Here is a 25,341-nt window from a genome sequence, read left to right as displayed (position 1 = left end):
TCAGCCGGGTTATCCAGTAAAATCGCGCCTCCATAACTGACCTTAACTAATTTTGAGTGACTCTTGCTCGATGAAACACATTCGTAACTTTTCGATTATTGCGCACATCGACCACGGTAAATCGACCCTGTCGGACCGTCTGATCCAGACTTGCGGTGGCTTGTCCGACCGCGAGATGCAGGCTCAGGTGCTTGACTCCATGGATCTGGAGCGCGAGCGCGGCATTACCATCAAAGCACAGAGTGTGACCCTGAACTACCAGGCACAAGACGGTAACACCTACCAGCTGAACTTTATCGACACCCCGGGCCACGTGGATTTCTCCTACGAGGTCTCCCGCTCTTTGGCGGCCTGTGAAGGGGCGCTGCTGGTGGTGGATGCCGGCCAGGGGGTTGAGGCACAGACTCTGGCCAACTGCTACACCGCCATGGAAATGGATCTGGAAGTGGTGCCGGTGCTGAACAAGATTGACCTGCCGGCCGCAGAGCCGGAGCGGGTTGCCGAGGAGATCGAAGACATCGTCGGTATCGACGCGGTCGATGCGGTGCGCTGCTCCGCCAAGACCGGCCTGGGTGTTGATCTTGTGCTGGAAGAGATCGTTGCCAAGATCCCGGCACCGGAAGGTGACCCGGATGCCCCGCTGCAGGCGCTGATCATCGACTCCTGGTTCGACTCCTATCTGGGTGTTGTCTCTCTGGTGCGGATCAAGAACGGTTCCCTGAAGAAGAACGACAAGATCAAGGTGATGAGCACCGGTCAGGTGTGGGGTGTCGATCGTATCGGTATCTTCACGCCCAAGCAGGTGGATACCCAGGGTCTGGGCTGTGGCGAGGTAGGTTGGGTTGTCTGCGGTATCAAGGACATCCACGGCGCGCCGGTGGGCGATACCCTGACTCAGGCCAAGAACGGTGCCGACAAGGCGCTGGCCGGCTTCAAGAAGGTGAAGCCGCAGGTTTATGCGGGTCTGTTCCCCATCTCCAGCGATGACTACGAGTCGTTCCGTGACGCCCTCGACAAGCTCTCCCTGAACGATGCCTCCCTGTTCTTCGAACCAGAGAGCTCCACTGCGCTGGGCTTCGGCTTCCGTTGTGGCTTCCTCGGCATGCTGCACATGGAGATCATTCAGGAGCGTCTGGAGCGTGAATACGATCTGGATCTGATCACCACGGCGCCGACCGTAGTGTACGAGATCGAGCTGACCGACGGCTCCACCATCCACATCGACAGCCCGGCCCAGATGCCTGCCATCACCAGCATCAAGGAGATGCGCGAGCCGATCGCCGAGTGTCATATCCTGCTGCCGCAGGAGTACATGGGCAACGTGATCACCCTCTGTATCGAGAAGCGTGGCGTACAGACCAACATGGTCTACCACGGCAAGCAGGTGGCACTGACCTATGAAATCCCGATGGCGGAAGTGGTGCTCGACTTCTTCGACCGTCTGAAATCCACCAGTCGTGGTTACGCCTCGCTGGACTATGGCTTCAAGCGTTTCGAAACCTCCGACATGGTCCGTCTGGACATCATGATCAACGGTGAGCGGGTTGATGCCCTGGCCATCATCACCCACAAGGACAACGCCCAGTATCGCGGTCGTCAGGTGGTGGAGAAGATGCGTGAGCTGATCCCGCGCCAGATGTTCGATATCGCCATTCAGGCGGCCATCGGCAACCAGATCATCGCACGCAGCACCGTCAAGGCACTGCGTAAAGACGTAACCGCCAAGTGTTACGGTGGTGACGTGAGTCGTAAGAAGAAACTGCTGAACAAGCAGAAAGAAGGTAAGAAGCGGATGAAGTCTCTCGGCCGTGTCGACGTGCCGCAGGAAGCCTTCCTCGCGATTCTCCACGTCGGAAAGGATTAATAGATGGCAAGCACGTTTTCCCTGATCCTAGTGGTGGTCTGCGCGATCACCGGTGTTATCTGGTGTCTGGACAAGATGATTTGGTCCAAGCAGCGCGCCGCCAAGATTGCCGTGGCTCGTGCCCATGGCGGTGCCCACCTGGATGAGAAGACCCTGGCCAAGGTCGCCCCCGTGCCGGTCTGGATTGAACAGACCGCCGGGGTCTTCCCGGTCATCACCTTTGTGCTGATCCTGCGTTCGTTCATTTTTGAACCGTTCCAGATCCCGTCAGGTTCCATGATGCCCACCCTGCTGGTGGGCGACTTCATCTTGGTGGAAAAATTTGCCTATGGTCTGCGGGATCCGGTGACCAACACCAAGTTCCTCGAGACCGGCGAGCCCAAGCGTGGCGACGTGGTGGTGTTCAAGTATCCCCTTGAACCGCGCGTTGACTACATCAAGCGGGTGGTCGGCATGCCGGGTGATCGGGTCATCTATCGCAACAAGGAACTGATGATCCGGCCCAAGTGCGAAGAGCAGGAAGGGAAAACGTGCCCGGGCTTCAAGAAGCTCGACGTCAAGTTTGAACAAAGAGGCGAATTTACCCAGATGGGGATCCCCCTTGACCGCTATACCGAGCAGTTGGGTGATGTCTCCCACGAGACCCTGCGCAATCCGCTGATGCCCGACATGGTTGGCCGTTACTATCGCCAGCCCGGCACCTATCCCGACGAGTGGGTGGTACCGGAAGGCCAGTATTTCGTGATGGGCGACAACCGCGACAACAGCACCGACAGCCGCTTCTGGGGCTTTGTGCCCGAGCAGAATCTGGTCGGCAAGGCGGTCGCTATCTGGATAAGTTTTGAATTCGAGCGCGAAGAAGGCTCCCTGCTGCCAAGTTGGGTACCGACAGGTGTGCGCTTCAACCGCATTGGCGGAATCAAGTAAATGAATATCAAGATGAACAGACTGCAGTCCCGTCTCGGGCATGTTTTTGCGGATCTGGAACTGCTGACCCGCGCGCTGACTCACCGCAGCGCCGGTTCCCGTCACAATGAGCGACTGGAATTTCTGGGTGACTCCATTTTGAGTCTGGTGATTGCCGACGATCTGTTCCACCGCTTCCCGCAAGCGGCGGAAGGGGATCTCAGCCGGATGCGCGCCACCCTGGTGCGCGAGAAGACCCTGGCCGAACTGGGCCGGGAGTTCGACCTCGGGGATCACTTGATCCTCGGTCCCGGCGAACTCAAGAGCGGCGGTTTTCGCCGCGAATCCATTCTGGCCGACACGGTCGAGGCGGTGATCGGTGCCGTCTATCTGGATACCAATCTTGAGACGGTGCGGACACTGCTGCTGAGCTGGTATGCCAGCCGCCTGGAAGAGATCAAGCCAGGCATCGAGCAGAAAGATCCCAAGACCCGTCTGCAAGAAATTTTGCAGGGAAGCCGCAAATCCCTGCCGACCTACACTGTGACCAACGTCAAGGGCGAGGCCCACAACCAGGAGTTCACCGTCCAGTGTGACGTGGAAGGTCTGGATGGTCCCCTCGTCGGGGTCGGCACCAGCCGTCGCAAGGCCGAACAGGCCGCGGCGCAGCAAGCATTGGAAAAACTGTCATGACAGATACCACCTACTGCGGCTTTGTCGCCATCGTGGGCCGCCCGAATGTGGGCAAGTCCACCCTGCTCAACAAGCTGCTTGGCCAGAAGGTCAGCATTACCTCGAAGAAGCCCCAGACCACCCGTCACCGGATTTTGGGGATCGACACCGAGGATAACTACCAGACAATCTATGTAGATACCCCGGGTCTGCACATTGAAGAGAAACGGGCCATCAACCGTCTGATGAACCGTGCCGCCACCAGTTCGCTGGGTGATGTGGCCATGGTGGTGTTCATGGTCGACGGTACCCACTGGACCAAAGACGACGAGATGGTGCTGGGCAAGCTGCGCAATCTCAAGTGCCCTGTGGTGCTGGCGGTCAACAAGATTGACAACGTCAAAGAGAAAGAAGATCTGCTGCCCCACCTCGAGTGGCTGGGCCAACAGATGAATTTCGCCCATATTCTGCCCATCAGTGCCGAAAAGGGCACCAACGTGGAGAAGATCCGCGAGTGGGCCAAGGATCTGCTGCCGGAAAACGTCCACTTCTTCCCTGAAGATTACGTGACCGACCGCTCCTCCCGCTTTATGGCCTCCGAAATCATCCGCGAGAAGCTGATGCGCTTCACCGGTGAGGAGCTGCCCTACTCGGTGACGGTGGAGATCGAGCGCTTCAAGGTGGAAGAGAGCGGTATCTATCACATCCACGGCCTCATTCTGGTCGAGCGCGATGGCCAGAAGAAGATGGTCATCGGCAACAAGGGCGAGAAGATCAAGACCATCGGCACCGAGGCGCGCCTCGATATGGAACGGCTGTTCCAGAACAAGGTGCACCTCGAGCTGTGGGTCAAGGTCAAATCCGGCTGGGCCGATGACGAGCGCGCCCTGCGCAGTCTTGGCTACGGTGACGATTAAGTGGCGCTGACTGATTGCTGACCCCGGCTTTCGTCATCCATAGCCGGCCCTATCGTGAGACCAGCCAGCTGGTCGAGGTTTTTACCCAGGATAGTGGCCGCTTTACTCTGGTGGCTCGCGGTTCTCGCGGGCCACGCTCCCCTCTCAAGGGGCTGCTGCAACCCTTTACCCTGCTCACCATCGCCTGGCGCGGCAAGGGGGATCTCAAGAACCTCACCCAGGTCGAATGTCCCGACCACTCCCTGCGACTTGGTGGCGATCGCCTCTTCTACGGTCTCTATCTCAACGAGCTGGTCTACTACCTGCTGGAAGCGCACACCCCGTTCCCCGAGGTGTTCGATGCCTATGCCCGTGCCATCATGGCGCTGGCTGACGGCGAGACGCCTGAGCTGCCGCTGCGCCGCTTCGAGTTCCTGCTGCTGCAGGCGCTCGGCTATGCGGTCGATTTCGAGTACACGGCGGATGACGAGTCGCCCATCGAGCCGACCCTGCTCTATGGCTTCGAGCGTGAATTGGGCTTTGTTGCTTGCGAGCGGGCGCCGGATCCCCGTACCCTGTTTCTCGGTGCCCACCTGCTCGCCTTTGCTGAGGGACGTTTCGATACCCCTCCCTTGCTGCAGGCGGCCAAACGTTTCAGCCGATTGGCCTTGCAACCCTATCTGGGCAAGCGCCAGCTAAAGAGCCGGGAGCTGTTTTTAAAACGCAAAGCCAGCATGCAAGGCTGACACAGATAACAGACATACGGATATTGACGCGGGGTGATTCGCTGACCGCGCAGTCAACAGATGAAGCCTTTCAAGGAGTTCTCAATGAGTGAAATCTATCTGGGTGTGAACATCGACCATATCGCCACCCTGCGCAACGCCCGGGGCACCCAGTATCCGGATCCGGTACAGGCCGCCTTCGTGGCCGAACAGGCCGGGGCCGATGGCATTACCGTGCATCTGCGAGAAGATCGCCGCCATATCACCGACCGTGATGTGGAGATCCTGCGCCAGACTATCCAGACCAGAATGAACCTGGAGATGGCGGTGACCGAAGAGATGATCGGCATCGCCTGCCGCATCAAGCCTCACTTCGTCTGTCTGGTGCCGGAGAAGCGCACCGAAGTGACCACCGAGGGCGGTCTGGACGTGGCCGGTCAGCTGGACAAGGTGACTGATGCCGTTGCCCGTCTCTCCGCGGTGGGGGCTCAGGTATCCCTCTTTATCGATGCCGATCCCATTCAGATTGATGCGGCTGCCGAGAGTGGTGCTCCCTTTATCGAGATCCACACTGGCCGTTACGCCGATGCAACTACCGATGCCGAGCGCAACGCCGAGTTCAAGCGCATCGCCGCCGGTGCCTCCTATGCCGCTGGCAAGGGGCTCAAGGTCAATGCCGGCCACGGTCTGCACTACCACAACGTCAAGGCCATCGCCGCCATCCCCGAGCTCTATGAGCTCAACATCGGCCACGCCATCATCGGCCGCGCCGCCTTCGACGGTCTGGCCAAGGCGGTCAGCGACATGCGCCTGCTGATGCAGGAAGCCCGTCAGGGGATCTGATGCTTCGGGCACTGGCAACGCACAGTGGTCATATGAAACAAAAGGGACGCCATGGCGTCCCTTTTGTTGTTTCTGCCGATGGGAATATCGCTGTCGTCAGACCTGCTGCTGCGCCCATTTTCCCAGACGCTGCAGCGCCTCACCGAGCAGCTGGCGGGAAGTGCCTATGTTGATCCGCACATACTCTTCGCCATCGCTGACGTAGTGGGAGCCATCTTCGATGATGACACCCGCTTCGACTGCCCACCTGCGGGTCACCTCACTTGCGCTCATACCGCTCCCTTTGGTGCTGACCCAGACCAGATAGGAGGCATCCATCGGCATGACTTGGAAGTCGGGCAGATTTTCCCTGAAGTAGCGCGCCAGCAGGGCGTAGTTCTCTCTCAGATAGAGATTCAATTCGGTCAGCCACTCATCGCACTCGTTATAGGCGGTGATAATGCCCCAGAGCCCGAACACGTTGGGAGAGGTGATGGAGTTCTGCTCAAGACGCGCTCTGAACCGACTTCTGATCTGCGGATTTGGAATGATGCTGTAGGAGGTTTTCAATCCGCCCAGATTGAATGCCTTGTTGGGCGAGCTCATCAGCATCATGTTGTTGCGGTAACGCTCCTCCAGTGCCAGAAATGAGATGAATTCGCCATGGATGATGTGCTCGGCATGCACTTCATCGACCATCATCAACACCTGATGGCGCAGGCAGATGTCGGCAACGGCTTCCAGTTCGGCCTGACTCCAGATCCTGCCCGACGGGTTGTGGGGCGAGCAGAGAAAATAGATTTTGGGCTTGTGGCCAATGATCTGCTCCTCCAGCTTCGCCAGATCGATCCGATATCGTCCTTTGTTCAGGGCTAACGGGTTGGCGACAACCTTGACCCCCTGCCTTTCGGCCGCCTTGGCAAAGGGATCATAGACAGGGGTGTTCATGATGATGCTGTCACCCGGCTGGCAGAATGCCTGCACCGTGTAGTGCAGGGTCGAGACGGTGCCGTAGGAGAGGGTGATCCACTCCCGCTCCACTGCGACCTTGTGGTGGCGGGCTTGGAAGTTGATGACCGCCTCGTAGAAATCATCGATGCAGTGGGTGTAGCTGAAGGTGCCCCAGCTGATGATTTCGCTGAACTTGCGAGCCACAGCCGGCGGCGATTTGAAATCCATATCGGCAATCCACATGGGAATGCTGTCGGCGGGAACGGGGCCAAAGCGGCTCTCGATCACTTTCATATCCCACTTGCGACATTTGTCGCTGATGCGATCTGCCAGCTCGTCGAAACGGGAGGATTGCAAGTCGGCAGAGGGGGTTGGGAGGCGCAGGGCCTCCCGATCTTTACAGGAGAGCATCGAGATTATCCTTCACGGTTTGAACCTGAGCGCCAATGATGACCTGTACGCTGTGCTCGTCGATCTTGACGACGGAGAGGGCGCCAGCCTGTTTCAGGATCTTCTCCTGCAGCTTGCCCATATCGTGTACCACCAGTCTCAGCCGGGTGACGCAGTTGTCCAGGCTGACGATATTCTCCTTGCCACCGAGGGCACTCAGGATCACGGCCGGGTCGTGTTTCGCAATCTGGATATCATCGACCTCATCCCTGCCGGGGGTCTTGATGTCATATTTCTTGATGTACCAGTAGAAGACGGTGAAGTAGATGGCAGACCAGATAAGCCCAATGGGAATTATCAGATACCACTTGGTTTGCCAGCCCTGCATGATGCCGAAAATAAGCAGGTCGAGTGCACTGCCATCGGTATTGCCGATGGTGACGCCACACATGGCCACCACAAAGAGCGCGGCGCCGGTCATAAAGACATGGAACAGATAGAGTACCGGCGCGACAAACAGGAACAGGAATTCGATGGGCTCGGAAATACCGGTCACGATAGAGACCAGTACCCCGGAGATAATCAGGCTCTTGATTCTGGTTCGATTGCCGGGCGTGGCTGCCATATACATGGCCAACGCTGCAGCAGGCAGACCGAATATAAAGGTCGGCATAAACCCTTGCGACAGGAAGGCGGTTGCTGCCGGGCTGATGGGTTCACCCGCTTTCAACTGGGCGAAGAAGATATTGAGCGCGCCGGAAATGGTTTCGCCATTGACCAGCTCGGTACCGCCTGCCGGGGTAAAGCGCACCATGGCCAGCATGATGTGGTGCAGACCGAGCGGTTTGAGCAGGTTGATGGCCACTCCGTAGAGGAAGGCACCAAAAGAGCCGGCAGAGATGATCATGTTGCCGACCGCAGTAATACCGAGCGCCACATAGTGCCAGAAGAGCGGCATGGCGAGACCTATCAGCGACATGACCAGCACGGTGATGATGGGCACGGAGCGCAGGCCGCTGAAGAACGAGAAGGCGTCGTGCAGTTTGAGGTTATAGAAACGGCGATGGATGAAGTAGGTCACGATCCCCGACACTATGCCACCCAGCACCCCCATGGAGAGGGTCTGAACCCCCATCACCATGGCTTGCCCCGCCAGTTTGATATTTTCCGGCGAAGCCAGTTGATTGGTACTGGCGAGATAGAAGTTGATCCCGATATTCATCGCCATGTAGCCGACGAAACCGGAATAGGCCGCGACACCCTTGTTCTTTTCGGTCAATCCCATCGGAATTCCGATGGCAAACATGATGGGCAGATAGGTAAAGCCGAAGCTGCCTACGGTTGCCACCAGATTGAAGACGAGCTGGGTATATTCCCCACCAAGAAAAGGAAAATTATCTATGGTGGAGGGGCTGGTAATGGATGATCCCACCCCCAGCAGTAATCCCATGAATGCCATCAGAGAGACGGGAAACATAAATGTTTTCCCCAAACTCTGGGCAAATTCCCATACCTTATTTCGCAAGGATGCGCGAGCCATCATTATTATCTCCCAGACCTGTTACCGTAATTTTATTGTTATCAAATCTTGTTATTGCTCATGCACATACGGATTTTCGCCTCGACTACTTCCTCCATGGCGGCCATGGCGGGCACCAGATACTGGCGCGGGTCGCTGGCATCCGGATGAGAGCCAAGGAAGGCTTTCATCGCATCGGCGAAGGCGATCTTCAGTTCGGTCGCAACGTTGACCTTGCAGATCCCGAGTTCGATGCAGCGGCGCACATCGGCTTCCGGTACACCGGAGGCACCGTGCAGCACCAGCGGAATATCAACCTGCTCGCGAATGGCGGCGAGGCGGGCGAAGTCTAGGCGGGGCTCCTCCTTGTAGAGGCCGTGTGCGGTACCGATGGCCACCGCCAGCGAGTCGATACCGGTACGGCGGACAAACTCGGCCGCCTTGAGCGGGTCGGTAAATTTGGCATGAGCGGCATCGACAATGAGGTCATCCTCCTGACCCCCCAGCTGGCCCAGCTCCGCTTCGACGCTGGCGCCCATGCGGTGGCAGAAGGTCACCACGCTGCGCACCTTCTCGATGTTCTCTTCAAACGGAAAGTGCGAGGCATCGATCATGGCCGAGCGAATACCCGCTTCGACCTTGCTGTGGATGTCCTGCTCGTCTTCGTGGTGATCCAGATGCAGCACCAGCGGGATACGGTACTCATGGGCCGCGGCCTGACAGATGGAGACCAGATACTCGACTCCGGCATGGCGATAGGTGCCCGGGGTGCCAGCCAAAATCACCGGAGAGCGCATGCGAGCGGCGGTGCGAGCCACCACCTGCACGGTTTCCAGGTTGTGGATGTTGAAAGCCGGTACGGCGTAGCCACGGCGCTGGGCATCTTTGAGCATTTCATGGGAAGAGATCAGATACATAGTGACTCCTGAGCGTCCTGATTGACGCGAGATCCTGAGAAAAGGGAGGAAAGGTTGGTCGGATTTATCTCCCGGCCAGCCACCCAGATGTGTTGTTGATTGAGTTCAGTGGTGAGGGCGAGCAGATTGGCCTGTTTGCCAACTGCCAGTGAACCGAGGCGATCGGCAATGCCGAGCATCTTTGCGGGTGCCAGCGAGGCCATTGTGATGGCCTCATCGAGCGGCACATCCGCCAGCTGCACCATGTTGCGTACGGCGCCAAGCAGGGTGAGAGTGCTGCCCGCCAGACCGCCGGTTTCGGTGCGTACCACGCCGTTCTTCATCTCGACCCGATAGTTGCCAAGCAGATAGTGACCGTCGGGCATACCGGCGGCGCGCATCGCATCGGTGATCAAGAGCAGGCGCTGGCCGGCGCAGCAGTGACAGAGCTTGAGCACGCTCGGGTGGAGATGATTGCCATCGGCGATCAGCTCCAGCCAAGCTGCGGGATGGACAAGACCTGCACCGACCATGCCGGGTTCGCGGTGGTGCAGGCCGCGCATGCCATTGAAGCAGTGCACCAGCCCGGAGGCGCCCGCTGCCAGCGCCGCCATGGTGGTATTGTGATCCGCCGCCGAGTGGCCCAGCATTACCCGCACGCCGTTTGCGGCAAGATGGTGAATGGACGCGATGGCGTTGGGCTTTTCCGGTGCCAGCGCGACCACCTTCAGGGTGCCGCGCGCCAGCTGTTGCAGGTGGTTCAGCTCGGCAATATCCAGCTCCCGAAACAGCGCCTGATCGTGGGCGCCCTTGTTGTCCGGTGTGAAGTAGGGCCCTTCCAGATAGCAGCCGAGCAGCTCTGCGCCCGGCATGCCACGGGCAACGCCATCGGCAATGCGGGCAAGAGCTTGCTCTATCTCGGGGAGTGGGGCGGTGACCGTGGTGGCAAGAAAAGCGCCGACCCCTTCTGTCGCCTTGGCCATCGACAAGGTTGCCAAGGCATTGTCCTCGCTATCCATGACATCGACACCTGCACCGCCGTGGACATGACCATCGATCAGCGCAGGCACCAGCAGATCGACATCCCGCGCCGGATCGCCATCCGTGATGGGAGCGATGGCGGTGATGATGCCCCCTTCATGGGTCAGCTCCTGATGTTCCAGCCAACCCTGTTCGGTCAGCAGGCGACGGGCACGGATCCGTGAGGCCATCAGATGCCCTCCTCGACGAGAGCGGCATCTGCCTGACGCTCTTTACCTATCTCATCTGCCAGCGAGGTGAGACCCCGGTGGCCGCAATCAAGGGCCTGCCGGCGGAATTCACGGGCGCTGAGGCCATCGCGCTCCAGCACCATCTCCAGTAGCAGCTGCAAGTTGGTACCGGTAATGACCTCCCGCTCTGGCTGGTGCAGTGAGAGGGTAGAGGCGACCCGAAACGGGGTGCCGCCGAGCAGGTCGGTCAGGAAGACCACGCCATCCCCCTTGTCGACCTCTGCCAGCGCCGCTTCGCACTGTGCCTGCAGCAGGGCGGTGGTGGAGCTCTCGGGAAAGTCGATGGCGATAACCGCTTCCTGTTCGCCGAGGATCTGCAGCATGGCGCGCTCCAGACCGCTGGCGAAACCGCCATGACCACAAATGATGATGCCCAACATAGTCTGTTCCTTTACTGCAAAGGGGGCCGGCTTGCTGCCGGCTCCGGATTAGAGGAAACCGGCGAACTTGCCGACGATACCGAGTACCACAGTGATGACGATGAGGCGCAGCGGGCTCCAGCCTTTGCGGATCAGGGCGTACATTGCCAGGGTGTAGAGCAGCGGCAGGAAGGCGGGCATCAGCTTGTCGAGCACATCCGCCTGCAGTTTGACGACTGCATCACCGGCAGTGATCTCCAGCGTGGTGCCAAGACGCACATAGGTGGCGACCAGCGCGCCGATCACCGTCATACCGACGATGGAGGCAGCATGCCCCACCTTGCGGGTATTGGCCTTGATGACCGGAATGGCCGCTACCCCCATGCGGTAGGCGTAGTGCGCCAGACCAAAACGCAGGCCGAAGTGGACCACGTTGAACAGCAGGAAGAAGACCACGGCACCCATGATGGAGCCTTGCAGCGCCAGATCTGCCCCTATGCCGCCGCAGATGGGGAGCAGGGTGAGCCAGAACATGGCATCGCCGATCCCGCCGAGTGGTGCGCCGACGGCAATCTTGGTGCTCTGGATGCTGTTGACGTTCTGCTTGGAGCGCTCCATCGCCAGCACGATCCCCATCACGAAGGTGACCAGGAAGGGGTGGGTGTTGAAGAAGCCCATGTGCCCTTTCATGGCCCGGGAGAGATCCCGCTGATTGGTGTGGATCTTCTGCAGTGCCGGCAGCAATCCATAGAGCCAGCCGGAGGCCTGCATCCGCTCATAGTTGAAGGAGGCCTGCAGCAGCAGGGAGCGCCAGGCAAAGTGGTTGATATCCTGCTTGGTCAGCTCGGCGCCAAGCTGCTGATCTTCATAGGTGTCGTCGGATTGTGGCCGGGTATTGTGCGGTTCGGCGCTGGAGATGATCCGCGCAGCTGTGTTGTTAGATGCCATCTTCGGTTTCCTCCTGAACAGGACGAGCTTGCGGGGTGGTGGTGCGCATGAAGTCGATCAGGGCCATGGCCAGCGCGGCGGCGGCGATGGCCAGCACCGGTAACTGGAGCCAGGCGGCAGCAACGAAACCGAGGATGAAGTAGGGGATATAGACGTTCTTCATCATGATCTTGAGCAGCACGGCAAAACCGATGGCGGGCATGATGCCGCCAGCAACGCCGAGGCCGTCGATGAGGCGGGCAGGCAGCACGTCGATGGCCGCCTTGGCATGTTCGGCTCCGAAGTAGGTGGGCAGGAAGGCACAGAGGAAGTAGAAAGTGCCCAGCGCCAGCAGCGCCAGGTAGTTGACCCGCTCGATACCGCGCACGTCAGCCGCTTCGGCCATGCGATCGCAGCGGGACATGACCCCCGACATCACCGAGAAGAGGAAGGTGATCCCCATCTGCACGGCCACTGCGAAGGGAACGGCAACCCCGACCGCCACATCCGGTTTGACCCCGGTGGTGATGGCGAAGGTGGCGCCGACTATGGTGCCGATAATGACGTTGGGCGGTTGCGCCCCCGCCAGCGGGGCCAGCCCCATCCAGACCAGCTCCAGGGTGCCGCCCACCAGAATGCCGGTAGGCAGGTCGCCGAGGATGAGGCCAACCAGCGGCCCCAGCACCACGGGACGGTGGAAGTGGGTCAGACCGTTGAACAGGTCGAGTCCAGCGAAAAACGCCAGGATGCCAAGCAGCAGACCTTGTAACAAACTGATTTCCATCACAATTGTCCTTAATCAGAGCAAATTGAAAATGTCCTGTGCCGGTTCGGTCGGCACGCCCTGGACATAGCACTCGACACGGGCGTCCCGCAGGGCGCGAAATGCGGTGATGTCCTGTTCGTCCACGGATACGGTCTTGTGGATTTGACGCTTGCCGTCGGCGTAATGCATGTTGCCGACGTTGATCCGGGAGATGGGGACACCTCCCTGAACCAGGGTGTTGAAATCGGTCGGGTTTTTGCAGACCAGCAGGATCTTCTGGCGATCCGCTGCCTTGTGGATGTTGTCGATCACCTTCTGGAGCGGCCAGAACCGCACCGCAATACCTTCGGCTAGCACCATCTCCATCAGGTTCTGCTGGATGGGGTCCTCTGCCACTTCGTCGTTGGCTACCAGCACCAGATTGGCACCGGCAAAGCCGACCCACTGGACACCGACCTGACCGTGGATCAGGCGCTCATCGATCCGGCTCAATACGATATTGGGCATCACAGCACTCCTTCTTGGTGGAACGGATAGATATTGACCCCCTGTACGACCCGGTTGACCTGACCGGTGGGGCAGGGATTGTCCGGGCTGATCCCCAGTCCCAGCGAGGTATGGAAGGCGTAGTACTGGGCATAGAGCAGGTAGCAGAAGGCGAGCTGGGCATCGTCGCCATGCAGGGTGGCGGGCAAATAGATGTACTCCCCCTCCTCGATGGCGGGATGGTGCTGGTCGGCGATGGCGACCACCCGTGCGGCCTTGCCATCGCTTCTCAGCTCGCGTAGCAGATCCAGATCGTATTGCCGGGTGTAAGGGTCGTTGGAGATGAGCAGCACGATGAGCGTCTGCTCGTTGACGACCGATTTTGGGCCGTGGCGAAAACCGGTGGGGGAGTCAAACATGGCGACCAGACGGCCGGCGGTCAGCTCCAGCAGTTTGAGTGCCGCCTCCTGCGCCACCCCTTGCAGACTGCCGCTGCCAAGATAGATGACCCGTTCGGGCAACGGCTCGTTCCAGGCCGGTACGCGCTGCACAACCTGCTCCAGAATTGCGTCACTGGTGGTGACCAGCTGCTCGCAGCGCTGGCGGTTAAACCGCTCTGGCAGGAAGAGAGCCAGACAGCTCAGCATCATGCTGGTCAGGCTGCTGGTCATGGCGAAGCTGCGATCATTGGTCTGGGGCGGCATCAGCAGGGCCAGAGAGTGGGCATCTTGCTGGCAGCGACGATAGAGCGCCCCTTCACCGTTACAGGTCAGTACCAGATGGTGGCAGTGGCTGAGCAGCTGGCTGGCCAATTCGACCGCCGCCACGCTCTCGGGGCTGTTGCCGGAGCGGGCAAAGGAGATAAGCAGGGTCGGGCAATCTTCGGCCAGATACTCGGCCGGATCGGTGACGATATCTGTGGTGGCGATCGCCTCGACCCGGGCATGCAGGTGGGCCGAGAGATAGGGGGCGAGCGCCCGACCGGCAAAGGCGGAGGTGCCAGCTCCGGTCAGGATGATGCGCAGCTCTTGCCGGGCGAGCAGGGGGGGCAGAAAACGGGTCAGTGCAGGACGGCACTCTTCGACCATGGCAAGGGTCTCGCGCCAGGTGGCGGGTTGCTGGCGAATTTCACGGGCAGTCGCCAGGCCATTGGCACTGCGCAACATCTCTTCTGAATAACCAAGGATCATGTCTGCAACTCCTTATACAACGGGGTCGAGCTGGGAATGGCGGCGAGAGGCCGCAGTGCAGGCGCTGGCGTAGTGCCGCAGCACCTCCTGCACCTGATCGAGAATGAGGTCATGGGGATTGGCCGAGAGCGTGCCCTGACGCACCTTGCGATACTGCAGGGGCAGATGCTGGCTCAGCAGGGGGAGCGGGATGGGCTCCGCCGCCAGATTGGCCAGCAATCTGGCGTAGCACTCATCGACCCGGCTATCGGGCCAGTAGTAGCGAATGCGATCCGAATAGCTGTAGCCACGGGCCAGTCGGCACTCGTTGGCACTGCCCTGATAGTGGCTGCGCCAGAAGTCGGGGCGCTCCAGCATGGTCTCTTCCATCACCTTGCGCAGACCTGAACAGGCCTTGGCAACCACCAGTTCCTCCTCGATGGCGGCAAGGGCAAACAGCGCTTCGCGCAGGGCGAAGGTGAGGGCTGGGCCGACTTTGAGAATGGCAAAGTGGTCGCGTACCAGCTGGCGGTAGGCCTCGGGAGTCTGGTAATCGGTGGAGTGAGCCTCGAACACCATGTGGGGATAGGCTTCGATCATCCGGCTAAGGGGAGCCGCTTTTTCGGGCCGGTAATCGATGACACGGGTATGGTCAAACTCGACACCGGGTTGCACCACCAGACCGATCACCCTCGGCCAGATATGGGCCAGCCCCGCCTTGTTGAAGGCCTCTTGATGGGCCTCGAGGGTGTGGTGCGCCGCCTCCGGCGTGGTGACCGCCAGCTCGGCAAGATCTTCATGGGCACCGCCCGGCACCGGCACCTCGGTGCCAATCACATAGACCAGATCGCTCTCGCCAAAAGTGGCCAGGCAGGTTTGCTCAGCGATCTGCGCCAGTCGTGCCGCCCTTTCAGCGACCAGCTCATCGGTCAGGGGAACGGGATCGCCCTGACAGGACATGCTGCAGTCGAGGTGGATCTTCTTGAACCCGGCAGCGACATAGCTGGCGATGAGATCTCCGGCATGGGCCATGGCCTGCTCGGCCGGTTCCCCCTGCCAGCGGTTGGGGCCCAGATGGTCGCCCCCCAGAATGAGGCGCTGCGCCGGAAAGTGACACTGTGCCGCCAGCTCGTAGAGGCGATCGCGAAAGTCGGCGGGGGTCATGCCGGTATAGCCGCCAAACTGATCCACCTGATTGGAGGTGGCCTCGACCAGCAGCAGCTCATCCCCTTCGGCGGCCAGCTGCAGCGCGGCCTCCAGCACCAGCGGGTGAGCGGAGCAGACGGCGTAGATCCCGGTCTGTTCTCCCTGTTTATGTCTTTCGACCAGTGCCAGCATGGATTTCATTTTGATGTTCCTTGGTTGCTGCGTATGGAAAGGTTCTTTCGATTTCTTTTCTTTACGGTAGTAGGGAGGAAAAGAAAACGAAACAAAAGAGTCGTCAGATCTTGAAAGGGATCACAAAAAGAAAGGTATCGAAAGGCTTTGGATGATGAGGAAAGATGGGAAGAGTGGTGGTAAAGCGTAATGAAGGCTTGATTTGGCACCTTCGCTGAGCGTTAATATGCAAACGTAACGAAGTGAAAGCGATCTTTCACTACAGCATTCCGGCAGAAGAACTATGCAAACAAGTGAAAAAGGTGCGCTCGGAACCAGCGAGCGGCGGGAGCGGATTATTCAGCAGCTGCGCAGCAATGGCAGCGTTCAGGTCAACGAGCTGGCGAGTCACTATCAGGTCTCTACCGTGACCATCCGCAACGATCTGGCCTTTCTGGAGAAGCAGGGGGTGGCCGTGCGCGCTTACGGCGGCGCCCTGCTGTGTGAACCGGGCCAGACGGTGCCGGAGCGCACTATTGCCGACAAGAGTGTGCTCAATACTCCCGTGAAACAGCGGATCGGCGCGCTGGCGGCGACCCTGGTGCCCTCAGGTTGTCGGATTATCCTCGATTCGGGGACGACAACACTGGAGGTGGCGCGTCATCTGAAGGGACATCAGGAGATCCTGGTGATGACCAACGGTATGAATGTGGCGAATGAGCTGCTCGAAGCAGAAGGGGTGGAGCTGCTGATGACGGGCGGACATCTGCGCCGCAAGTCACTCTCCTTCTACGGTGCACAAGCGGAGCAGTCCCTGCAAAACTACCACTTTGACATGCTGTTTCTCGGGGTGGATGGCATCGATCTGGAGCGCGGCGTCAGCACCCATCATGAGGACGAAGCACGCCTCAACCGCTGCATGTGTCAGGTGGCCGAGCGGATTGTGGTGGTCACCGACTCCAGCAAGTTTGGCCGGCGCAGCCTGCACAAGATCATCGATACCCTGCGAATTCACACCCTGATTACCGACGATGCCGTGCCTGCCGATATCCTTTCCGGCCTGCGCAACGCCGGTATCGAAGTGCTGCTGGTACCGGCCGATGGCAGCACGGGACAGGAGAAGCGGGGGCAATATAATCCAGTGCAATCAGCTATAAGCGGTTGATGACAAACGCGATAGACTGGGTTTCTCACCCACTGATCGAGCCTGTTATGTACCACCCCGAGATCACCGAACTTGAACCTGTCGCCCGCGCGGCGGGGGCGGCCATCATGGCCATCTACAGCCAGCCCTTCGCGGTGGAGTACAAGAACGACGAGAGTCCGCTGACCGCGGCCGACAAGGGGGCTCATGAGGTGATCGTTCAGGCGTTGGCACGGCTGACTCCCGACATCCCTGTATTGTCCGAGGAGTCGGGGCCAGAGGTGATGGCAGCGCGCCACGGCTGGTCACGCTACTGGCTGGTGGATCCCCTCGATGGCACCAAGGAGTTTGTCTCCCGCAACGGCGAGTTCACCGTCAATATCGCACTGATTGAAGAGGGGGGGCCGCGCTGGGGGCTGGTCTATGCCCCTGTGCTGGACAAGCTCTGGTATGGCGGAAAGGGTCTCGGTGCCTGGCGCATCGCCGATGGCAAGCGCGAGTCCATCCAGACCCGGCCTCATTGTGAAGGAGAGGCGTGGCGGGTGGTGGGCAGTCGTAACCACCTGTCGCTGGAGACCCTCGATTTCTTGGCTCCCTTTGGTGAGATCGAACTGGTCTCCATGGGCAGTTCGCTCAAGTTCTGCATCATCGCCGAGGGGGGCGCCGAGCTCTATCCGCGCCTCGCCCCCACCTGCGAGTGGGATACCGGCGCTGCGCAGGCGGTGCTGGAGGGGGCGGGGGGCAGCGTCACCCAACTCGATGGCTCACCCCTTGCCTACAACAAGCCCGACATCCTCAACCCCTGGTTTGTCGCCAGGGCGTGACCTTGCCAGTACGCTGAGCATCGCCCAATAAAAAGAGGCCGGAGCAGGTTGCATACCCACTCCGGCCTCTTTGTATTTGACGCAGTTTTAAAAGACTTTCTTGAACGGCTTGATGGTGACCTTGGCATAGACGCCAGCTGCCACATAGGGATCGGCATCGGCCCAGGCCTGGGCGTCCGCTTGCGAGGCAAACTCGGCGATGACGGTGCTGCCGGTAAAGCCGGCATCAGCCGGATCCTCGGCATCGATGGCCGGGTTGGGGCCGGCAGTCAGCAGCCGACCCTCATCCTGCAGGGCTTGCAGGCGAGCCAGATGGGCGGGGCGAACCTGCTTGCGCAGCGGCAGGCTGCCCTGAACATCTTCGGAGTAGATGAGATACCACATGAGACAATCCTTTTCTGATGAGGGTTATTTTTTCAGCTGTTCTTTCTGATCAGCCGGAATGTGGCGGTAGAGGTAGACACCGCTCAGCAGGGTAAAGACCAGCGTCATCCCCAGCAGGCCGAACACCTTGAAGTTGACCCACATCTCCTGCGGCAGGTTGAATGCCACATAGAGATTGAGCAGGCCGCAGACGGCAAAGAAACCGGCCCAGCCGAGGTTGACCCGATCCCAGATGGCGTCGGGCGCCTGCAGCTCCTTGGCCAGCATCTGCTTGATCAGGTTCTTGCCAAAGCCATAGCGGCTGATAAGCAGCCCCAGCGCAAACAGGGCGTTGATGACGGTCACTTTCCACTTGATGAAGGTGTCATCGTGGAAGAACACGGTGAGACCGCCAAAGAAGCCGACCAGCAGGAAGGTAAAAAGCTGCATCTTCTCGACCTTGCGATAGCGGATCCAGCTATAGGCGAGCTGCAGACCGGTGACCACCACCAGGGCGCCAGTGGCCATGTAGATGTCGTAGAACTTGTAGACCGCAAAGAAAACGATAAGTGGAATAAATTCAATAAATTGCTTCATTTCTGACGCCTAGTCCTCAAAGATGGCCTGCAAATTTTGCCCAGTCTACCTGCACGGTGGACAACGGCAAATGAATAAGACCGCTCATTTTTACGCCGGTTCCGCGCTGCAGCCAAACAGTTGGCGAGCAATGGTGATCCCCAGTCGCTGCTGATCGGCCAGCAGGTCGCGGATATGGCGCTCTTCAATCAGGGGGTTGAGCAGTACGGCGCGCAGCAGGGTGAGAGGCTGGGCGCCGTAGCGCATCACGGCGCGTTGGGTACGGGAGACAAAGCTGTGCCCCTCGGCGCGCTGGGCTTTTTGCAGCGCCACGTTGAAGGTATTGATCTGCTCGTTGGCCGCTTCATCCAGCACCTTACCCTGCAGATGGAGCGGGATGCAGCGATAGGAGAGCAGATTCATCACCGGAGCAGACATCAGCTCGAAGGCCGGATTACTGGTGATGAGCTCGGCCATCAGTCGGGCCCGGTCGTAGTTGGCCTCGATGAGGTCGGCATAGCCTTGCTGGCCGAACAGCTGGAAGGCGGCATCCAGATAGAGGGCATTGGCCGGGCGGGTGCCCTCCAAGGTAAAGCGGCCCTGATCAAACGAGGTGGCACGAATGGCGTAGGGGGCCTCCCGCTTGACAGCCATCATCAGGTCCGGCTGGCGGCAGAGCAGCATGCCGGTACCGAGCGGCACCAGCAGCTGTTTGTGGCCATCCAGAGTGACGGTATCGGCGTGCTCGATCCCGGCCAGCAGGTTTTGATAGCGGGGGGAGAAGAGGGTTGGACCACCCCAGGCGGCATCCACGTGGAAGTGGATCTGCTCGCGCTCGGCGATGGCGGCCAGCTCCGGCAGGGGATCGATGGAGCCAAAGTCGGTGCTGCCCGCCACACCGACCAGCGCCAGTACCTTCAATTTCTGCTCTTTGCACTGGATCAGCGCCTGCTCCAGCGCGGCCAGACTGAGCCGGTTCTGCTCGTCGGTCTCGAGGCGCCAGACGCTGCGGGCGCCCAGTCCCAGCAGATCCATTCCCTTGTCGAAGGAGTAGTGCATCAGCCGGGAGCCGAGAATGACGGCGCCGCGATAGCCCTGCTCGTAGAGGGCGAACAGGTTGTCGCCGCAGGCGCGGTTGCGGGCCAGCCAGAGGGCGGTGACGTTGGCGATGGTGCCGCCGCTGGTCATGACGCCGAGGGCGGCATCCTTGGCATGCATCTGTTCGCCGTAGAAAGCAGCGTCCATGCCGTAGATGAGGCGGTGCAGCTTGGCCAGCACCTCCCGCTCCAGAAAGCTGAGCAGGCGTGAGGACTCCATCTTCATCGGATTCTGGTTGAGCATCACCACCAGACGGGATAGCTCGGCAGTGAAGGCCGGCAATGGTGCCGTCATATGACCCATGTAGCGTGGCGAGGTGAGGTGAGAGGCGCCGGGTATCAGGGTGGCCAGCCGGGCGAGATAGGCCTCGGTCGAGCAGCCGCTGGCGGGCATGCGGGACTGGTCGAGCTGATGGGTGAACAGGTCGCGCTGGTAGGGGGCCTGACTGTCGTCGGAGTGGTGGAAGGTCTCCAGCAAGGTGCTCATCGCCTCGCCAAAGGCGGGATCCGCTTGTGCAAACAGCTCAGTCAACTTCATCAGGTTCTCCAGACTAGGTCACCGGGGTAGGTGTCTATGCCGCTTCTGTCGGGCATCGGCGGCAGAGCATACACCAAAGGGGGGCGGGTGACAGCCACTCCATTTTTTAAGCGAACACTTGTACTCTGAAATGGCGCTGGGTAGAGTGTCGCCAATGATGACGGAGTGAATGTTATGAGTGGTGTGATGGATTACTCCCCCCGAGAAGAGCTGGCCAACCGGCTGAGCCACGGAGCGGGATTGTTGCTGGGTATTGCCGGGTTGGTGCTGCTGCTCATCAAGGGGTGGGGGCAGGGCACGCAAGCGCTGGTGAGCTACAGCCTCTATGGTGGCAGTCTGGTGCTGCTTTATCTCGCCTCGACCCTCTACCACAGCATGGCGGAGGGCAAGGCGCGACGCTGGTGCAAGGTGTTTGATCACTGCGCCATCTATCTGCTGATCGCCGGTACCTATACCCCCTTCCTGCTGGTGGCGCTCGATACGCCGCTGGCGCGCGGGCTGATGGTGGTGATCTGGGGGCTGGCGCTGGCCGGGGTGGTGTTCAAGCTGATATTCATCAATCGCTTCAACAAGTTGTCGCTGTTCACCTATCTGATGCTGGGCTGGCTGTCGCTGGTGGTTATCTATCAGCTCTATATCCATCTGGCTGGTGAAGGGCTGCTGCTGCTCGCGGCGGGCGGGCTGGTCTACAGCCTCGGGGTGATCTTCTACGTGGCCAAGCGAATTCCCTACAACCACGCCATCTGGCATCTGTTTGTGCTGGGGGGCAGCATTTGTCACTTTATGGCCATTTACGGCTATGTCGTTTAATTAACCCTTAATTGGTATTTTTGCCGCACCAAAGGATAAATTCGTGCGTTATCACACAGTTGGCGGCATCGTTTGCTGACAAGCTAAGGACAGTTCAATTCGCAAAGGATGCACACAATGAGTGATATCGCGCTTTCCATCAGCATGTTGTCGCTGGTGGCAGTGCTGGGACTCTGGCTGGGGAACTGGCGAGTCTATGGCGTCGGGTTGGGGATAGGAGGGGTGCTGTTCGGCGGCATTATAGTCGGGCACTTTGCCGGCCTCTCCGGTCTCGCACTGGATGAACAAACCCTGCACTTCATTCAAGAGTTCGGTCTGATCCTGTTTGTTTACACCATCGGCATTCAGGTTGGTCCCGGCTTCTTCTCTTCTCTGCGCAGCTCCGGACTCAAGCTCAATGCCTTTGCTGCTTTGCTGGTTATCCTGGGGTGCATCGTTGCGGCGGCACTTCATCAACTGTTTGATGTGCCGCTACCGGTGATCCTCGGGGTCTTCTCCGGTGCCGTGACCAATACCCCATCTCTTGGTGCGGGTCAGCAGATCCTGGCGGAGCTGGGAGCTCCCCATGGTTCAACCGGGCTGATGGGGATGGGATACGCAGTGGCCTATCCATTCGGCATCTGCGGCATTTTGCTCACCATGTGGCTGGTCAGGGTCTTCTTTCGCATCAAGATCGACGATGAAGCCGCCCAGTTCGAGTTGCAGACAGGTAAAACCAAGGAGAGCTTGCAGACCATCAACATCGCGGTACGCAACCCCAACATGCATGGCTTGATGCTGAGCGAGATCCCGAGTCTCGACGAGTCTGATGTCATCTGCTCACGCCTCAAGCGTGGCGACGAGCTGATGGTGCCGCGCCCTGATTCCCGTATCGAGCTGGGCGACCTGCTGCACCTGGTTGGTGAGCGCCATGCACTGCACAAGGTGTTGCTGGTGCTGGGTGAAGAGGTCGACACCTCCCTATCGACTCGCGGTACCGACCTGAGGGTGGAGCGGGTCGTGGTGACCAACGAGCAGGTGCTGGGCAAGAAGATCCGCGATCTTGACATCAAACAGCGCTATGACGTGGTGATCTCGCGCCTCAACCGGGCCGGTATCGAGCTGGTACCGACCAGCCAGACCAGTCTGCAGTTTGGTGACATCCTCAACCTAGTAGGTCGTCTCGATGCCATCGAGGCCGTGACCAATGTGGTCGGCAACGTGCAACAAAAACTGCAACAGGTGCAGATGTTGCCGGTATTTATCGGGATTGGCCTCGGCGTATTGCTCGGCTCCATCCCCTTCTACCTGCCCGGATTCCCGGCCGCTCTCAAATTGGGTCTGGCGGGGGGGCCGCTGGTGGTGGCGCTGATCCTGTCGCGGATCGGCAGCATCGGCAAGCTCTACTGGTTCATGCCCCCCAGCGCCAACCTCGCGCTGCGGGAGATCGGGATCGTGCTGTTTCTGGCGGTGGTTGGCTTCAAGTCAGGGGCCGGCTTTGTTGATACCCTGATCAACGGTGATGGCCCCTCCTGGATGCTATATGGGGCAGCGATTACCCTGATCCCCTTGCTGGTGGTCGGGGTGCTGGCGCGTCTCTATGGCAAGATGAACTATCTCACCCTCTGTGGCTTGCTGGCTGGCTCCATGACGGATCCTCCCGCATTGGCCTTTGCCAACGCCATGCACCCGACCAGTGGTGCCAGTGCGCTCTCATACGCCACTGTCTACCCGCTGGTGATGTTCTTGCGGATCATCTCGCCACAACTGCTGGCCATCATCCTCTGGGCCGGTGCATAGGGTTAAACCGGACAGGAGCATGCCTTGTCATGCTCCTGCCATTATAATGTAATATATTGATAATTTTAGTTTTTATTTTTCGGTAATCCCCTCATCACCCTTCTGTCTGGCTGAACGGTCCAGCCTCAAATCAGTCTATTCTTTCGAATTTTCGAACTGGTTATTTGCTCTCTCTCTGTGCAGAGTAGGCTGTGGCTTTTTGCATGCAAATCAGGATTCAGGAGAGAACATGATTACCAATTCCGTTACTCTGGAACAGGGCGTAACCGTCACCCAGCTCAAAGGTCAAGTTTATCAGGTGGCTGCAGATGGTAGCCGCAAGTTGCTGGTGGAAGGGGATGTGCTGCCGAAAGGGGCGGTGATCATGTCGCCGGATGGCGCCAGTTTCATGGGCGGCGGACAGTCTTTCAATGTGCAACCTGCCAGCGAGCAGAGTGAGCCTGCCGAAGAGGAAGATGCTCCCCAGCTGGCGCAAAACAGTGCCGCAGGCACACCCGATGATATCAGTGCCCTGCAAGAAGCCATTTTGGGTGGCGCTGACCCGACCCAGGCCTTTGAAGCCTCCGCCGCAGGCGGTGCACCTGCTGCCGGTGGTGGCGGGGTTGGTGGTGTCGCCGGAGCCAGTGGCAACGGCGGTTTTGTCACCATCGACCGTACCGGCTCCGCAACCATTGCCGAAGCGACCTTCGATACCACCTACAACACCAATGGCGAGCCACCGCTGGATGCTGCAGGAGAAGATGAGGTATTTGACCTTACGCCTCCAACCATCTCCGTGGTAGCGCCAGACAATACCAATGACACCACTCCGACCCTGACCGGAACCACGGATGCGCCTGCTGGCAGCACGGTGACCCTGGTGGTGACCGATGCCAACGGCAATCAGCAGACCCTGACCACTATTGTCACACCTAATGGCACCTTCACCGTGGATGTCGCCACACCGCTGGCCGAAGGGGGCTATCAGGTGACGGCTTCCGTGACCGATCCGGCCGGCAACACCGGCACCGCGACCGATGATGGCAGTGTGGATGTAACCGCTCCGGTGATTACTGTTGATGCACCTGACAATACCAATGACACCACCCCGACCATTACGGGCACTACGGATGCACCTGCTGGCAGCACGGTCACTCTGGTCGTGACCGATGCCAATGGCACTCAACAAACGTTGACCGCCATCGTGCAACCGGGTGGTGGTTACAGCGTAGATGTCACTACTCCGCTGGCGGAAGGCAGCTATAAGGTGACGGCCAGCATCACCGATCCGTCTGGCAACACAGGTACCGCTACCGACGATGGCAGTGTTGATAGCAAGGCCCCTGACCTGGCCATCACCCTGGATGCCGACATCACCGCCGACGACGTCATCAACGCCGCTGAAGCGGGTCAGCAGATCCCGGTCAGCGGCACCGTGACGGGCGAGTTCAAGGTAGGGGACACCGTCACCCTGACCGTCAACAACACCGAATACACCGGCAAGGTGGCTGCCGATGGCCGCTTCACCATCCTGGTGGCGGGCAGCGATCTGGCGGCCGATGGCGACCGCACCATCGATGCCAGCGTGACCAGCACCGACGTGGCGGGCAACAGCGCCACCGCGACCGACAGCGAAGGTTATGAAGTGGATACTGACCTGCCGAGCATCGACCTGGCGGCGATTGGCGATGGCAACCTGTCGGTGGATGAAGCCAAGGCGGTCGAGCTCAAGGGCACGACCAGCAACGTGGAAGATGGCCAGAAGGTCACCCTGACCGTGACCGACGTGAACGGCAAGTCGGTGACCTTCGAGGCGACCGTGAGCGGCGGCAAGTTCAGCACCACCGTAGACCTGGGCGCCAGCGGCCTGGCGGATGGCAAGTTCACCGTGAAGGCGGACGTGACCGACCAGGCGGGCAACCCGGCGAGCGACAAGGAAGAGGCGATCCTGGACAGCGACAACGCTGACCTGCCGGGCATCGACCTGGCGGCGATTGGCGATGGCAACCTGTCGGTGGCGGAAGCCAAGGCGGTCGAGCTCAAGGGCACGACCAGCAACGTGGAAGATGGCCAGAAGGTCACCCTGACCGTGACCGACGTGAACGGCAAGTCGGTGACCTTCGAGGCGACCGTGAGCGGCGGCAAGTTCAGCACCACCGTAGACCTGGGCGCCAGCGGCCTGGCGGATGGCAAGTTCACCGTGAAGGCGGACGTGACCGACCAGGCGGGCAACCCGGCGAGCGACAAGGAAGAGGCGATCCTGGACAGCGACAACGCTGACCTGCCGGGCATCGA

General features: G+C 59.7%; 24 protein-coding genes. 11 read left to right on the top strand and 13 right to left on the bottom strand.

The window, feature by feature from the left end:
- Window positions 1-70 precede the first annotated feature (70 nt).
- The 6 genes from lepA (at window position 71) to pdxJ (ending at window position 5,906) form a co-directional block, all read left to right on the top strand.
- Entirely contained in the window at window positions 71-1,864 is a 1,794-nt protein-coding gene (gene lepA / locus G5193_RS10555; RefSeq protein ID WP_005335396.1) for a translation elongation factor 4, read from the top strand.
- Window positions 1,865-1,867: 3 nt separating this feature from the next.
- On the top strand, window positions 1,868-2,791 hold the full coding sequence (gene lepB, locus G5193_RS10550) for a signal peptidase I (RefSeq protein ID WP_005335395.1): 924 nt from the start codon (window positions 1,868-1,870) through the stop codon (window positions 2,789-2,791).
- Window positions 2,792-3,463, top strand: coding sequence for a ribonuclease III (gene rnc, locus G5193_RS10545; RefSeq protein WP_005335394.1), 672 nt, complete (start codon window positions 2,792-2,794; stop codon window positions 3,461-3,463). It abuts the gene before it with no gap.
- Complete coding sequence (gene era, locus G5193_RS10540) at window positions 3,460-4,359, top strand: GTPase Era (RefSeq protein WP_100652981.1); 900 nt, start codon at window positions 3,460-3,462, stop codon at window positions 4,357-4,359. Before rnc ends, era begins: the two co-directional genes overlap by 4 nt.
- A gap of 14 nt (window positions 4,360-4,373) precedes the next feature.
- Complete coding sequence (recO, locus tag G5193_RS10535; protein ID WP_005335391.1) at window positions 4,374-5,084, top strand: DNA repair protein RecO; 711 nt, start codon at window positions 4,374-4,376, stop codon at window positions 5,082-5,084.
- An 84-nt stretch (window positions 5,085-5,168) separates the two neighbouring features.
- A complete protein-coding gene (pdxJ, locus tag G5193_RS10530; RefSeq protein ID WP_005335389.1) occupies window positions 5,169-5,906 on the top strand; it encodes a pyridoxine 5'-phosphate synthase in 738 nt (245 codons plus the stop codon).
- A 96-nt stretch (window positions 5,907-6,002) separates the two neighbouring features.
- Here pdxJ and G5193_RS10525 read toward each other — a convergent pair whose 3' ends face one another.
- From G5193_RS10525 to kbaZ, 10 genes are all read right to left on the bottom strand, one after another.
- The gene (locus tag G5193_RS10525; RefSeq protein WP_421205955.1) at window positions 6,003-7,247 is read right to left on the bottom strand and encodes a MalY/PatB family protein; all 1,245 of its coding nucleotides are present in this window, start codon (window positions 7,245-7,247) and stop codon (window positions 6,003-6,005) included.
- Window positions 7,234-8,703 carry a maltose/glucose-specific PTS transporter subunit IIBC gene (gene malX, locus G5193_RS10520; RefSeq protein ID WP_231499775.1) on the bottom strand — a complete coding sequence of 490 codons (1,470 nt, stop codon included), beginning with the start codon at window positions 8,701-8,703 and terminating at the stop codon, window positions 7,234-7,236. Before malX ends, G5193_RS10525 begins: the two co-directional genes overlap by 14 nt.
- A 104-nt stretch (window positions 8,704-8,807) precedes the next feature.
- Window positions 8,808-9,662: a tagatose bisphosphate family class II aldolase gene (locus G5193_RS10515; protein ID WP_108571592.1), complete on the bottom strand. Its 855-nt coding sequence runs from the start codon at window positions 9,660-9,662 to the stop codon at window positions 8,808-8,810.
- Window positions 9,653-10,852, bottom strand: coding sequence for an N-acetylglucosamine-6-phosphate deacetylase (nagA, locus tag G5193_RS10510; protein ID WP_421205954.1), 1,200 nt, complete (start codon window positions 10,850-10,852; stop codon window positions 9,653-9,655). Before nagA ends, G5193_RS10515 begins: the two co-directional genes overlap by 10 nt.
- On the bottom strand, window positions 10,852-11,292 hold the full coding sequence (gene agaF / locus G5193_RS10505; protein WP_421205953.1) for a PTS galactosamine/N-acetylgalactosamine transporter subunit IIA: 441 nt from the start codon (window positions 11,290-11,292) through the stop codon (window positions 10,852-10,854). The genes nagA and agaF overlap by 1 nt, the downstream gene beginning before the upstream one ends.
- 48 nt (window positions 11,293-11,340) lie before the next feature.
- Window positions 11,341-12,219 carry a PTS N-acetylgalactosamine transporter subunit IID gene (gene agaE / locus G5193_RS10500; protein ID WP_203975048.1) on the bottom strand — a complete coding sequence of 293 codons (879 nt, stop codon included), beginning with the start codon at window positions 12,217-12,219 and terminating at the stop codon, window positions 11,341-11,343.
- The gene (agaW, locus tag G5193_RS10495; RefSeq protein WP_005354369.1) at window positions 12,209-12,982 is read right to left on the bottom strand and encodes a PTS N-acetylgalactosamine transporter subunit IIC; all 774 of its coding nucleotides are present in this window, start codon (window positions 12,980-12,982) and stop codon (window positions 12,209-12,211) included. Before agaW ends, agaE begins: the two co-directional genes overlap by 11 nt.
- A gap of 15 nt (window positions 12,983-12,997) precedes the next feature.
- Window positions 12,998-13,471 (bottom strand): PTS N-acetylgalactosamine transporter subunit IIB, encoded by a 474-nt coding sequence (gene agaV, locus G5193_RS10490; RefSeq protein ID WP_005335358.1) that lies wholly within the window; start codon window positions 13,469-13,471, stop codon window positions 12,998-13,000.
- Entirely contained in the window at window positions 13,471-14,640 is a 1,170-nt protein-coding gene (locus G5193_RS10485; RefSeq protein ID WP_421205952.1) for an SIS domain-containing protein, read from the bottom strand. Before G5193_RS10485 ends, agaV begins: the two co-directional genes overlap by 1 nt.
- 12 nt (window positions 14,641-14,652) lie before the next feature.
- Window positions 14,653-15,966 (bottom strand): tagatose-bisphosphate aldolase subunit KbaZ, encoded by a 1,314-nt coding sequence (gene kbaZ / locus G5193_RS10480; RefSeq protein WP_421192849.1) that lies wholly within the window; start codon window positions 15,964-15,966, stop codon window positions 14,653-14,655.
- Between the two features lie 274 nt (window positions 15,967-16,240).
- Between kbaZ and G5193_RS10475 the strand changes: the two genes are divergently transcribed.
- Window positions 16,241-17,101, top strand: coding sequence for a DeoR family transcriptional regulator (locus G5193_RS10475; protein WP_421205951.1), 861 nt, complete (start codon window positions 16,241-16,243; stop codon window positions 17,099-17,101).
- A gap of 47 nt (window positions 17,102-17,148) precedes the next feature.
- A complete protein-coding gene (cysQ, locus tag G5193_RS10470; RefSeq protein WP_421205950.1) occupies window positions 17,149-17,904 on the top strand; it encodes a 3'(2'),5'-bisphosphate nucleotidase CysQ in 756 nt (251 codons plus the stop codon).
- An 87-nt stretch (window positions 17,905-17,991) separates the two neighbouring features.
- Here cysQ and G5193_RS10465 read toward each other — a convergent pair whose 3' ends face one another.
- The 3 genes from G5193_RS10465 to G5193_RS10455 all read right to left on the bottom strand — a co-directional run bounded on the left by G5193_RS10465 (window position 17,992) and on the right by G5193_RS10455 (window position 20,478).
- Entirely contained in the window at window positions 17,992-18,288 is a 297-nt protein-coding gene (locus G5193_RS10465) for a YciI family protein (RefSeq protein WP_033112808.1), read from the bottom strand.
- Between the two features lie 24 nt (window positions 18,289-18,312).
- Complete coding sequence (locus G5193_RS10460) at window positions 18,313-18,864, bottom strand: septation protein A (protein ID WP_041210614.1); 552 nt, start codon at window positions 18,862-18,864, stop codon at window positions 18,313-18,315.
- Window positions 18,865-18,954: 90 nt separating this feature from the next.
- Window positions 18,955-20,478, bottom strand: a complete 1,524-nt coding sequence (locus tag G5193_RS10455) for an aminotransferase class V-fold PLP-dependent enzyme (protein WP_421205949.1) — start codon at window positions 20,476-20,478, stop codon at window positions 18,955-18,957.
- A 174-nt stretch (window positions 20,479-20,652) separates the two neighbouring features.
- Here G5193_RS10455 and trhA point away from each other — a divergent pair, with 174 nt between their 5' ends.
- From trhA to G5193_RS10440, 3 genes are all read left to right on the top strand, one after another.
- A complete protein-coding gene (gene trhA / locus G5193_RS10450) occupies window positions 20,653-21,288 on the top strand; it encodes a PAQR family membrane homeostasis protein TrhA (RefSeq protein WP_421205948.1) in 636 nt (211 codons plus the stop codon).
- Between the two features lie 117 nt (window positions 21,289-21,405).
- Window positions 21,406-23,067, top strand: a complete 1,662-nt coding sequence (locus G5193_RS10445) for a putative transporter (RefSeq protein WP_421205947.1) — start codon at window positions 21,406-21,408, stop codon at window positions 23,065-23,067.
- A 229-nt stretch (window positions 23,068-23,296) separates the two neighbouring features.
- The coding region (locus G5193_RS10440) for a retention module-containing protein (RefSeq protein WP_421205946.1) at window positions 23,297-25,341 on the top strand (2,045 nt) is incomplete at its 3' end.

Source organism: Aeromonas sp. 601027 (genome assembly GCF_049174455.1).
Classification (GTDB): Bacteria; Pseudomonadota; Gammaproteobacteria; order Enterobacterales; family Aeromonadaceae; genus Aeromonas; species Aeromonas veronii_A.
This window is presented reverse-complemented; position numbering and strand designations above follow the sequence as displayed.

Bases quoted from the DNA above. Each gene is read 5' to 3' on its own strand.
- G5193_RS10460 (WP_041210614.1), bottom strand. From the start codon at position 18,864: ATGAAGCAATTTATTGAATTTATTCCACTTATCGTTTTCTTTGCGGTC.
- G5193_RS10485 (WP_421205952.1), bottom strand. From the start codon at position 14,640: ATGATCCTTGGTTATTCAGAAGAGATGTTGCGCAGTGCCAATGGCCTG.
- cysQ (WP_421205950.1), top strand. From the start codon at position 17,149: ATGTACCACCCCGAGATCACCGAACTTGAACCTGTCGCCCGCGCGGCG.
- agaF (WP_421205953.1), bottom strand. From the start codon at position 11,292: ATGTTGGGCATCATCATTTGTGGTCATGGCGGTTTCGCCAGCGGTCTG.
- nagA (WP_421205954.1), bottom strand. From the start codon at position 10,852: ATGGCCTCACGGATCCGTGCCCGTCGCCTGCTGACCGAACAGGGTTGG.
- agaV (WP_005335358.1), bottom strand. From the start codon at position 13,471: ATGCCCAATATCGTATTGAGCCGGATCGATGAGCGCCTGATCCACGGT.
- agaW (WP_005354369.1), bottom strand. From the start codon at position 12,982: ATGGAAATCAGTTTGTTACAAGGTCTGCTGCTTGGCATCCTGGCGTTT.
- G5193_RS10455 (WP_421205949.1), bottom strand. From the start codon at position 20,478: ATGAAGTTGACTGAGCTGTTTGCACAAGCGGATCCCGCCTTTGGCGAG.
- trhA (WP_421205948.1), top strand. From the start codon at position 20,653: ATGAGTGGTGTGATGGATTACTCCCCCCGAGAAGAGCTGGCCAACCGG.
- G5193_RS10525 (WP_421205955.1), bottom strand. From the start codon at position 7,247: ATGCTCTCCTGTAAAGATCGGGAGGCCCTGCGCCTCCCAACCCCCTCT.
- G5193_RS10465 (WP_033112808.1), bottom strand. From the start codon at position 18,288: ATGTGGTATCTCATCTACTCCGAAGATGTTCAGGGCAGCCTGCCGCTG.
- G5193_RS10475 (WP_421205951.1), top strand. From the start codon at position 16,241: ATGCAAACAAGTGAAAAAGGTGCGCTCGGAACCAGCGAGCGGCGGGAG.
- rnc (WP_005335394.1), top strand. From the start codon at position 2,792: ATGAATATCAAGATGAACAGACTGCAGTCCCGTCTCGGGCATGTTTTT.
- G5193_RS10445 (WP_421205947.1), top strand. From the start codon at position 21,406: ATGAGTGATATCGCGCTTTCCATCAGCATGTTGTCGCTGGTGGCAGTG.
- lepB (WP_005335395.1), top strand. From the start codon at position 1,868: ATGGCAAGCACGTTTTCCCTGATCCTAGTGGTGGTCTGCGCGATCACC.
- G5193_RS10515 (WP_108571592.1), bottom strand. From the start codon at position 9,662: ATGTATCTGATCTCTTCCCATGAAATGCTCAAAGATGCCCAGCGCCGT.
- kbaZ (WP_421192849.1), bottom strand. From the start codon at position 15,966: ATGAAATCCATGCTGGCACTGGTCGAAAGACATAAACAGGGAGAACAG.
- agaE (WP_203975048.1), bottom strand. From the start codon at position 12,219: ATGGCATCTAACAACACAGCTGCGCGGATCATCTCCAGCGCCGAACCG.
- malX (WP_231499775.1), bottom strand. From the start codon at position 8,703: ATGTTTCCCGTCTCTCTGATGGCATTCATGGGATTACTGCTGGGGGTG.
- era (WP_100652981.1), top strand. From the start codon at position 3,460: ATGACAGATACCACCTACTGCGGCTTTGTCGCCATCGTGGGCCGCCCG.
- pdxJ (WP_005335389.1), top strand. From the start codon at position 5,169: ATGAGTGAAATCTATCTGGGTGTGAACATCGACCATATCGCCACCCTG.
- lepA (WP_005335396.1), top strand. From the start codon at position 71: ATGAAACACATTCGTAACTTTTCGATTATTGCGCACATCGACCACGGT.